Origin of the sequence: Pseudomonas sp. QS1027 (genome assembly GCF_002814235.1) — a bacterium.
Taxonomy (GTDB): domain Bacteria; phylum Pseudomonadota; class Gammaproteobacteria; order Pseudomonadales; family Pseudomonadaceae; genus Aquipseudomonas.
In genome coordinates this window covers 178,067-187,981 of record NZ_PHSU01000016.1, presented here as the reverse complement: position 1 = coordinate 187,981, position 9,915 = coordinate 178,067, and the positions used below count along the sequence as shown (strand labels likewise).

The 9,915-nt window shown below is 48.8% G+C and carries 8 protein-coding genes; 6 read left to right on the top strand and 2 right to left on the bottom strand.

All coding sequences use genetic code 11. The annotated features are described in order from the left end of the window. Positions 1-58: 58 nt before the first annotated feature. Positions 59-580, bottom strand: a complete 522-nt coding sequence (locus CWE01_RS16395) for a LasR-specific antiactivator QslA (RefSeq protein WP_100941575.1) — start codon at positions 578-580, stop codon at positions 59-61. Between the two features lie 726 nt (positions 581-1,306). Here CWE01_RS16395 and CWE01_RS16390 point away from each other — a divergent pair. From CWE01_RS16390 to CWE01_RS33590, 6 genes are all read left to right on the top strand, one after another. After that, on the top strand, positions 1,307-2,362 hold the full coding sequence (locus tag CWE01_RS16390) for a DNA cytosine methyltransferase (protein WP_100941574.1): 1,056 nt from the start codon (positions 1,307-1,309) through the stop codon (positions 2,360-2,362). A gap of 53 nt (positions 2,363-2,415) precedes the next feature. Further along, positions 2,416-2,820, top strand: a complete 405-nt coding sequence (locus tag CWE01_RS16385) for a very short patch repair endonuclease (RefSeq protein WP_100941587.1) — start codon at positions 2,416-2,418, stop codon at positions 2,818-2,820. Positions 2,821-2,836: 16 nt separating this feature from the next. Beyond that, the gene (locus tag CWE01_RS16380; protein ID WP_100941573.1) at positions 2,837-5,812 is read left to right on the top strand and encodes an ATP-binding protein; all 2,976 of its coding nucleotides are present in this window, start codon (positions 2,837-2,839) and stop codon (positions 5,810-5,812) included. Position 5,813: 1 nt separating this feature from the next. Further along, positions 5,814-7,541, top strand: a complete 1,728-nt coding sequence (locus CWE01_RS16375; RefSeq protein WP_218274286.1) for a response regulator receiver domain — start codon at positions 5,814-5,816, stop codon at positions 7,539-7,541. Positions 7,542-8,622: 1,081 nt separating this feature from the next. Beyond that, the gene (locus CWE01_RS34315) at positions 8,623-8,991 is read left to right on the top strand and encodes an HNH endonuclease (RefSeq protein ID WP_157815228.1); all 369 of its coding nucleotides are present in this window, start codon (positions 8,623-8,625) and stop codon (positions 8,989-8,991) included. Continuing rightward, positions 8,924-9,289 (top strand): hypothetical protein, encoded by a 366-nt coding sequence (locus CWE01_RS33590; protein ID WP_177410481.1) that lies wholly within the window; start codon positions 8,924-8,926, stop codon positions 9,287-9,289. The genes CWE01_RS34315 and CWE01_RS33590 overlap by 68 nt, the downstream gene beginning before the upstream one ends. Positions 9,290-9,427: 138 nt before the next feature. On the opposite strand, the gene CWE01_RS16365 is transcribed toward CWE01_RS33590, so the two are convergent. Beyond that, the gene (locus tag CWE01_RS16365; protein ID WP_100941571.1) at positions 9,428-9,766 is read right to left on the bottom strand and encodes a DUF6124 family protein; all 339 of its coding nucleotides are present in this window, start codon (positions 9,764-9,766) and stop codon (positions 9,428-9,430) included. Positions 9,767-9,915 lie beyond the last annotated feature (149 nt).

Sequence of the window (9,915 nt, the reverse complement as noted above, 5' to 3'; positions counted from 1 at the left end):
CGGGGCCTGATGGGCGACCGCGGAAGTCACTAAGTAAGTCGTCCACCGCTCAGAGCGCTTAACCCGGTGACCTTCGAACATGCTGGTGCTGTGCCGCAATCAAGTGGTGCTGCAACCGTCTTAAAAATCCCGCCTCGAAAGCATTGCGCCGATCCCCTTCCGGATGGTTGATACGTGCCTGCGTCAGTTGCCACCACAATGGCTGGGTGTTTTGCCGTTCCAGCCAGCGCTCCGCACAGCGCGTACCGCTGGCGATTTCCTGAGCAAACTGATCATCCCAGGGTGTAGGTGGCACAGAAGGGGAATCGGTTGAGGCATTGACGTGAACCATGGCCGGTGAATCGGATAATGGCGGAGGATGCCGCCGCTGCAAGGCCAGATCGTAAAGCGTAAGGGCATCCTCGATCAGTTTGTCAGCCAAGTCCTTTTGTTGTTGATCCTCAAAGGCTAGCGAGCGGGCACCGTCCAGGCAGAGCCGGGCGGCATGACGTAGCCGATCGACCGCTTCGTCGTGGCTCAGGGTGGCGAGTTTGATCAGAGCGGGGATGGGCAAGCGGGAGAGTAATGAGCGATCAATCATGGAGGTGTTCTCCGTGATCGAGCCATGTTGACGCCAGACAGTGTGGGCGGTGCCCGTGCGTAAAAGGAGGGTAGGTCATTTTCCTTATGGTCCCTGGTTGGATTAAGGAACCGCCATCCGCCGTTCTGACACGGTTAGGGTGGCGGACCGCACGAGGGTCAGAAACCGGCAACCAAGGAAACCGGCCAGGCCGAAGCCTGCCTCGCGCGGTCCACCATAGATGCAGCAGTCAGACGCCCAAAAGCGCCGACTACGGGTAGCTATGGCGCGTGCCGCGCCCTGGTTGTTCGAGTTCTGACACTCGGTCACGGGAACGCCCGTGACTCAACCAGCCTAATCGAAGGAGGTAGAGCTGTTTAAGTTCCAATAGGACTTAAATTTCGTGCGAAGTATCCGGTAGGTGGAGGGAAATGTCTTGCTGTTCGTGTTGCGTGCTTCGGTTATGGGGGGCTCATGGAGGACGCCATGTGGGCGCAAATTGATCCATCGTGATTAGCGTGTCAGGTGGCCTGTTGTCTACAATCACTGATGCTTGTCGCGATGGTCAATATTTCTCACCGCAAGGCGTATTTGGCGGGCCTCGGTGACGGGGAGTGGCGTTCTGGCGGCCGCAAAAAGCCTAGACTTGACAGCCTGTTGTGCCTAGTATTCGCACCATATTTCTTCTCCCGTTACTCATCACAATTTTGGGTGTAGGAAGCACACATATTCGTTAGGGACTCTCTCATGGCCAAGCGCTCTAAAAAGCCGATTGCTCTGGATTTATTCTGTGGTTCTGGAGCAGTGTCCTTGGGACTCAAGCAAGCCGGCTTTGATGTTGTTGGAGCTGTTGATTTCGATGCGGGCGCTTGCCGTACCTACCGTGCGAACCACCGTTCTGTGCGCTTGCTGGAAAAGGATATCCGTGAGGTCGACCCTAACGATTTCGCGGATCTCATCCCAGGCAAACTCGATTTGCTGGTCGTCTGTGCTCCATGTCAACCATTCAGTAGCCAGAACCGCCACAAAAGCAAAGATGACGCTCGTAACAATTTGGTCGAAGAATCAAAAAAATTTATTGAGCGTTTCAACCCCTCACTTGTATTCCTTGAGAATGTTCCAGGGCTGGCATCCACAGACATATTTGATGGTTTCACCAAATGGTTGAGAGACGTCGCGAAATATGATGTCGCTGAGCCAATGCGTGTAGATGCTGCTGAACTGGGAGTTCCCCAGCGCCGGACGCGCATGATTTTGGTTGCCGCCAAAGGCGTCTCTCTTGCTGAGGCGACTAACATAGCTCGTACGAGTAAGCGGACAGTTGCTCAAACCATTAGCGACCTACCTATTCCTCCTGTGGGACGGGGCTCAGCGGGTGTGGATGCACTGCATTACGCACGTAAACACTCACCCTTGAACATTGAACGCTTACAAAATATTCCTGTGGATGGTGGAGGGCGGGAGTCACTACCTCCACACCTACAGCTTGCTTGCCACCGTAACGCAAAGAAGAGCTCATTTTCGGATACCTACGGCCGAATGAAGTGGTCAGATGTTGCTCCGACTCTTACTACCGGTTGTACCGATATAACCCGGGGCCGCTTCGCTCATCCGACTCAAGACAGGGCTATCACGCTACGTGAGGCTGCTAGGCTTCAATCTTTCCCTGATGAATATATTTTTTGGGGTAACGCCAGCCAGGTAGCGACCCAGATCGGCAACGCTGTACCGCCAGAAATGATGCGTACCATTGCCCAAAGCCTGAGAGCCGCACTCCGGCGGACGATGTCAGAGGCTGTTTGATCAGTAAAGAGCTATCTCGCCCGGCACCATCCTCTTCGATGGTGTCTATTTTGATGAAGCGTGTTCGCAGCAAAAACACTGGCCCCGAGCTGGCTGTTCGTAAAGCCCTCTTCTCTCTTGGACTCCGCTACCGAATCCACTACAGACCTAGAGCAGTTGCTATTGGTCGAGCCAATATCGACATAGCCTTCCCTGGCGTAAAGCTTGCCGTATTTATCGACGGTTGTTTTTGGCATAGTTGCCCTGATCACGGTACGATCCCGAAAGCCAATGGGGAATGGTGGGCTGAGAAGCTCTGTAACAACCAAACCAGAGACCGGCGGGTCACCGCTGTACTCCGCGATGAGGGATGGGAAGTACTTCGTTTTTGGACGCATGAAACACCGGAATGCATAGCTGCCTCTGTAACGCAGGCGCTAGATCTGCTAAAAAATCAAAACAAACCAGCTACTCCTTAGAGACCTAGGAGTCTTCATGACACAGCTCAGGGTAAGAGCTAGAGCCGTCGACATGCTCGGCCGGCAACAAATTGCAGGTATCCCTACCGCAATTCACGAACTCTTCAAAAACGCACATGACGCCTATGCAACACGCGCTGAAGTTGACTTTTTCAGGCGCAATCGTGTTCTCGTCCTACGGGATGACGGGTATGGGATGACCCGGGAGGACGTCGAGAATCGTTGGCTCACGCTAGGTACTGAGTCCAGGGTAAACGCTAACCGCGAAAAAATTGAAAGCAAGGATGAGTGGCGTGGTCCGTTGATGCTCCCCAAGCGGGTCATCATGGGGGAAAAAGGGATCGGCCGCTTGGCCATTGCAGTGATTGCGCCGATTACAATTCTCATGACGCGGGCTAGTCGTTCCGATGGCTTGCAAAACCTTGTCGTTGCACTTGTGCATTGGGGGTTGTTTGAGCAACCTGGACTAGACATTAGCGCTATCGATATCCCTATTGAAGAGTTTGCTGGTGGGACACTACCAACAAGAGAAGATATCGGTCGGCTGGTAGATCGGGTATCGACAAATTTACAGAATCTTAAGTCAGACATCGCCCCGGCCTCTTTTAAACAGCTTATTGAAGATCTGGAGCTTGCAAGAGGTATTGGGCCAGATAATCTTGATAATACGCTGAATGGAGATGTAGGTGAGGGGCTGACTCTCTCTGGGGAAGGTTACGGAACACACTTCATTGTGTTGCCTGTTGCTCCAGAGTTAGATGATGATATCGATGGAGGCGCAGATAAAGAGTCTTCGAAGCTTGAGCGTAATTTGCTCGGCTTCTCTAATACAATGGCATTTGATGAGCCCGTTATACGGACAGAGTTTAGGGATCATTTTCAATCCGATGTCTTGGATCTTATAGGGTCTAAGAATTTTTTTGTTGATGATGATTTTCTGAAAACCGATCAGTATTTCGAAGGTAAGTTTGATGAGTATGGTCAGTTTGTAGGTTTTGTTTCTGTTTATGGTAAACGGAGGGACTTTGTATGTAACTGGGCAGATGGCAAAGGAAGGCAGCCTAAGTGCGGAGGTTTTTCTTTTCGATATGGTTATGTTCAAGGTAAAGCTGACGAAACCAGTCTTGCTCCTCAAGATTGGGCTGAAATGGACGAGAAGACAAATAGGTTGGGCGGCCTTTATATATATAGGGATGGTATAAGGATACTGCCATATGGTAATTCTGATTATGATTGGTTAGATATTGAGAAAAGGCGTAATTTGGCGGCAAAGGATTGGTTTTTCTCCTATCGAAGAGGGTTTGGATATGTTTCTATCACTCATTCGGAAAATGGTACGCTGACTGAAAAGGCTGGCCGTGAAGGGTTTAGAGAAAATCAGGCCTATCGAGATTTTCGCGCTATTTTAATTAATTTCTTCAGGCAGTTAGCGTATGAATTTTTTAGGAAAAGCTCTCCTCAAGGTGATGATTTTTGGGAGGGGAAAAATACATATGCTGCTCAGGCTGTACTGTTAAAGAAGCAACAAGAAAAGGCTGATGGTCGGAGAGCTGTTTTTCGTAATGAACTAGAGCGGTTCTTTGATGATTACAATTCTGGGGTGTTTGAGTCTGAGTCAAAAGAGCTTTTGGGGTTTTTGGAAGAGCGTTTAAGCTTTTTCAAGGCTGAGCTTGATCTAGGCGATTTTGCATCGAGAGTGAGACTGCTTGAGTTAGAGGTCAAGCGAAGAGCTAGAGTTCTTTCAGAAAAGTCAGTGGTTTCGTTGCCTAGAGGGTTGGCATTAACGCAAAAGCTCCAGAAAGATTGGTCTGCTTATGAAACTATTTCTGCGCAGGTTTGCGAGAAAATACTTGATCCGTTGCGTAACAAAATAGATGAAATTTTACGGGAGGCAATGGACGGGAAGATTGGAGCCTCAGAGCGACGAAGTGTTGCCCTCCAGGATGTCGAGCGAGAGCGTGACAATACTGTTCGTGAGTTGGTGGGGTTGCGCCGTGAAACTATTGACGCTGCAGATTCTATGCAGTCGGCGGTGAAAAACGTTCTTCAGGAAGAGTTTTCTACACTTCGGGCAAATATTGAACGGCTAGTTGATGGCTTCACCAAGCATTCGGCTGAAAAGCCTGAAGAAATTGACCAAGCTCGATACGAGGTAGAGCAACGTATTGCTGATTTACGTAATCGTGAGAGCGAGTTACTCGACTCTTTCAAACGCCAGATGATTGAGCTGGCTGAAGGTGTAAAAAGTAGAGAGACACTAGACGATAGATTTGCAGCTTTAGAATCCCGTAATCAGGCCCTGGAAGAGCAGATTGAGTTTTACTCTGAGTTCGCGCAGATGGGAATGTCCGTTGGCATGTTGCAGCACGAGTTTCATGGCGCTGCACGAGGTATTCGGGGTGCAATGGCAGAGCTCAAACCGTGGGCAGATCGAAATGCCCCATTAGCTTCTATCTATCAGCGCTTACGCGATCATATTGAGCATTTAGATGGGTATTTGAAAGTACTCGATCCTTTAGGGCGGAGAATGCACCGCTCTGTGGTAGAGATATCTGGAAATGAGATACTTAACGTCCTCCGAAATGTGTTCGTCGAGCCACTTGAGTCATCCTCTATCCGGTTGGAGCCAACTTATGCATTTCGAGGGTTTAAGGTTAAATGCAAATCCTCTGCGCTATTAGGGGCGTTTATAAATGTCATTGATAACGCAATTTATTGGCTAAACAGCCGGGCTGAAGGTAGTAAAGAGATAACACTAGATGCTGATGATAAAGGTTTCTTGATCTCTAATAATGGCCCTGGAATTGAAGAGAGAATGATAGGGCGTATATTCGATTTTGGTGAGACCCAAAAGGTTGGTGGTCGTGGTATGGGGTTGGCGATCAGTCGCGAAGCCCTAAAGCGTGAGGGGTTCAATATTGAGCTGGTTAGTGCTGGTTTAGATGTGGATCCGCAGTTCAGAATTTCGGCCATGGATGAGCAAGGAGAATAAGATGGGAACTCAAGAAGCAGAAGTTTTGGCTGTAGTTCAAGATCCCACGGCTATTTGGTCTGATCATATTCAGCGGGCAGTTGGTAAATTTTTAAAGACCGCAGTGGTTATTGATAATCAACCATATATTAAAGAGTCTTACCGTGCTGTCGTTAATGGAGAATCACTTAGAAGTGATTCTGGCTTAGGAGGTGATCTAGGGGCTCTAGTTGAGCCTTCTGAGCAGGCCCCTCAGGCTGGGGTACATGATCTAGATTTGAGGAAAGTATCTGATGTTTTTGCGGAACGGGGAGTGGCGTGTGCATTCGTCTTGCCTGATGATGCCGTTAATGATGACGATGCGAAAAAGAAGAGGGCTCTGTGTGCGGCTAGAGCATCTGACATAGTTGTAATCGATTGGTATCTAAAAAGGCAGGATGCATCGCTTACGCTTCAGATTCTCAAGGAAGTGGCAGAGTCAGACTGCCAGGAAAATGGGAGGATGCGTCTTATCTGTGTTTATACAGGTGAGCCTCTTGATAATGCTATATTTGAAGATATTAAAGAACACCTCGCTCAAGGTGGACTTAATCTCCAAAATGTTGATGACGTGGAGTTTTGTGCTGTCAAGGATGGCACATTAGTCGTATTGCTAAATAAGGAGACTGTTCCTGCGGAGCACTTGCCTGGTGAGCTAATATGCCTGTTTTCTCGTCTTGCAGATGGGCTAATTCCTGCTTTTGCTTTGGCTGCTGTGGGTGCTATTAGAAAAAATACCCACCATATGCTTACCAGATTTGGTAAGGCTCTAGACTCAGCATACATAGCAAATAGACTTATTACAAATCCTCCAGGTGACGTTGCTGAGTTAATGCGAGAGCTACTTGTCGCCGAATGTGATAATGCACTTGGGCTTGACCGTATTGCGGACGATTATCTTGAACATGAATCCATATCTAAATGGTTGGATAAAAATCAGCATGAGTTTGTTAGTAAATCTTACGATATAAAGGTTGGAGGAGTAAAAAAAGATGTCTCCATGGGGCGTGAAACTATAAATGGTTTGCTGCGGTATGGCCTTTCTGATAGAGGAATCACTCTCGATGGTGACAGCAGGATAGGATTTCCTGAGTTTCACAGAGGTAAAATTTCTGAGGTTCTCGCGGGTGGGCTGACCAAAGCTCGTAGGGCTGAAAATGAATTTTCACGGTTAGTCTCCTTTCGGAGAGAGGCTTTTGGACTGTCAACTTCTTTAATTAGTCCACATTGGAAGCCTTCTCTTACGACAGGGACTGTCCTTCGGTACCAAGAAGGCGATAAATTCCGTTATCTGATGTGTTTTACGCCGGCTTGCGATGCGCTGAGGTTAGAGGCTCCGAGGCCTTTTGTTTTTCTCGAAGGTATAGAAAGTTCGAAACCATATAATATGGTTATGAAAGTAGAGGGAGGTCGTTCAGTTGGACTTCACTTTGACAAGAAATATCCGATCGTACGGACATTTTTGTTTTCTCCCGATAGAGAAACTCAGCGCGTGCGTGGAGAGAGGACGGACGCTGAGGGACAGCCTTCGTGTTTTGTTTTCAAATCGTTAGAAAATCATGTGATTGAGTTTACTTGGCTTGGAGAGATTCGTTACGGGCGAGCCTCAAGTGAAATGGCTGCCCTTGCGAATGTTTGGATGAGGATCGGTGTCATTGACTCTGAGTACTTGCGCTTGGCCGGAAGAGAGCACTTCCCATTTGAGGATTGATAGTCGATAAAAAAGCTGGGGGATAGTGCCGTAGACACCACGATATTTTTCAAACATGTGGTTATGGAAATATAGAAAATTTATTCGTTGCGACACAGAGGTGTAACACCTCTGTGTCGCAACAGTTTTCGTCATTTTTGGGCTCGACTGGCTCTTCCTCTAAACCTGATTCGCATGCCGTTGAGCAAACTCAATCAGAGCTTTTAATGCCGGTAGTTCTCTGTGGGTTGTACTTAGCAAATCTCTAATCTCACGGATGGGGCCGTCACCTGTATCGCTACCAAACGATTGAAGGTGGTGACTGTACACAGGTTGGTAGACCGGAAGATTGGAGAGGCCGGCGCGCCCGAAGAACCCTGCGTGGAGCCATCATAAAAAGCAGGCAATAAAAGGTGCCTGATTCCAAGAACATTGATATAGCAGTGACTGGCCTGAAGACTAACCAGTGAAATTGGCAAGCACAAACGCTCAGAGCTTTATAGGAGGTTTAAGTCGAGGGAAAACGAGTTTTTTCGCTGGCCTTGGCAAATTTTTGCAAAACTGTTACATCCATCTGCGAGTGGCATCCCAGGAGAATGGACTTGAATCGGTTAGATCTCATCGATAAGCAAGTGAGGCTTATACTCGCGGTGAAACAAGGTCGATCAGATAGCTGGTGCCTCAGATTATGGAGTCGGTTCATCAGGGCTAGAGATGGCTATCAGTGTGTCGTGTGTTATTCGATAAACCGAATTCATGCGCACCATATATTCCGTAGGTCGTTGTACCCACTCGGTTGGTTTCAGCCGGGCAATGGCGTGACTCTTTGCCACGAGTGTCATGAGTTGCAACACTCCACGTTCAATGGCCGGCCAGATATGAGTATGCCAGTGGATGCAGAGGGTGGTGACAACCTAGACGAAGCTTTTATTTATCTTGATTGCCTAGTTCGGTCCGCAGATGCTCGAGGGCTGAATCATGATGAGTTCTACTACATTGATGATCACATGCTATTTTTTTTCATGCGTCTGCAGTCTTGCGAACATATGCATAAATTTTTCAAGTGCGGGGGGTACAGTAGACTTAGAATCGCCCATGAAATATGGCGAGCATCGCCGCCCAGTATGCTATCTGCTTTGATTGGAGCGAATTTCTAGTGATGGTGCCGAGAAATGATTTTCGAGGTGTCCACCCCGAGCTAAGTAGTTTGGGCGCGTTAAGGTGTGCTTTGGCGTGTGCGATTGAAGCGCAGCGCTCTGAACGGTGGTGTTTGGCTCTATGGGGACGTTTCATTCGGATGCGGGATGGTTTCCGGTGCGTACATTGTGAGTCGAGACATGGTATCCAGGCGCACCATATATTTCGTCGGGTTACCTTTCCTGAGGGAAAATACGAGTTGGGTAATGGCATTACTCTTTGTCGTGTGTGCCATAAATTGTTGCACTCTGAGTTTAATAGGCGACCTCATTGATAATGAGCCGCTCAATGCGCGAGGTAGTGATGATCAGGATGAAATGGCCTATTTGTACGGTCGCTTGGAAGTGGACGCCGATGACAGAGGGCTTGAAAAGGATCGTTTTTACTTTATCGGTGATCATGTGTTGGAGCACTTTGTAGCTAAGCAGAGGTATGAGTGGTTTTACCGGGCGGTCCAGGAGGGAGAAATAAGTCGTATACATTTTGCTCATGCCATCTGGTGGAGCATGCCTGAGAACTTTTATCAGGTGGTGTATGCGGAGATTGTCAGAGTCCACTTTTATAATGGCTAACCTAGTGAGCGCAATTGCATTCGTCGAAGAATGTCATCGTCGCTTTGACGAGTGAAGTGGGAGAGCTTTCTACTGATTAAGTAAAAAGGGAAGCTCGGCTTCCCTTCCCATCACGTTGACCTTGTACCTGTCAGTTTGTTATCCCTGCGGATGCTCCTCAATCACTGAGTCCACCTGCCGTTGAGCCAACTCGATCAGATGCACCACACCCATCGCCACTTTGCGATTGGCGCCCGTGAGGTTGTCCGCATTCTCATAGGCGGTGGCAGCAGCGGAGTCGAGGATTGAGCTGGCGCTGACGAGGGCTTCTTCTCGGCTTTGCGGGGTAGAGGCTCTCTCTTGTGTTCCTACGATACCGGGGCGTTTTGGACCGCCGCCCTGAGGCAGTATGTAGTAAGCCAAGGCGCGATCAGCGGCTTGGGGATCAATGCTTTCGATACCGGAGGTTCCCGGTGGGTTGGGTGTGACCTTGTACATGGTAAATCTCCAATCTAGCGGTTGGAGCCACCACGCCATCGCGACTAAACGATTGTGGGTGGCAGCTGTGCACAGGTTAGTCGACCGGAAGATTGGAGAAACCGGCGCACCACGAGGGTGCCCTGCGCACAGCCACCATAAAATGTAGG

Excerpts from the sequence above, each read along its gene's own strand:
- CWE01_RS16365 (WP_100941571.1), bottom strand. The coding sequence starts at position 9,766 with ATGTACAAGGTCACACCCAACCCACCGGGAACCTCCGGTATCGAAAGC.
- CWE01_RS16390 (WP_100941574.1), top strand. The coding sequence starts at position 1,307 with ATGGCCAAGCGCTCTAAAAAGCCGATTGCTCTGGATTTATTCTGTGGT.
- CWE01_RS33590 (WP_177410481.1), top strand. The coding sequence starts at position 8,924 with ATGGCATTACTCTTTGTCGTGTGTGCCATAAATTGTTGCACTCTGAGT.
- CWE01_RS16375 (WP_218274286.1), top strand. The coding sequence starts at position 5,814 with ATGGGAACTCAAGAAGCAGAAGTTTTGGCTGTAGTTCAAGATCCCACG.
- CWE01_RS16395 (WP_100941575.1), bottom strand. The coding sequence starts at position 580 with ATGATTGATCGCTCATTACTCTCCCGCTTGCCCATCCCCGCTCTGATC.
- CWE01_RS34315 (WP_157815228.1), top strand. The coding sequence starts at position 8,623 with ATGGCGAGCATCGCCGCCCAGTATGCTATCTGCTTTGATTGGAGCGAA.
- CWE01_RS16385 (WP_100941587.1), top strand. The coding sequence starts at position 2,416 with ATGAAGCGTGTTCGCAGCAAAAACACTGGCCCCGAGCTGGCTGTTCGT.
- CWE01_RS16380 (WP_100941573.1), top strand. The coding sequence starts at position 2,837 with ATGACACAGCTCAGGGTAAGAGCTAGAGCCGTCGACATGCTCGGCCGG.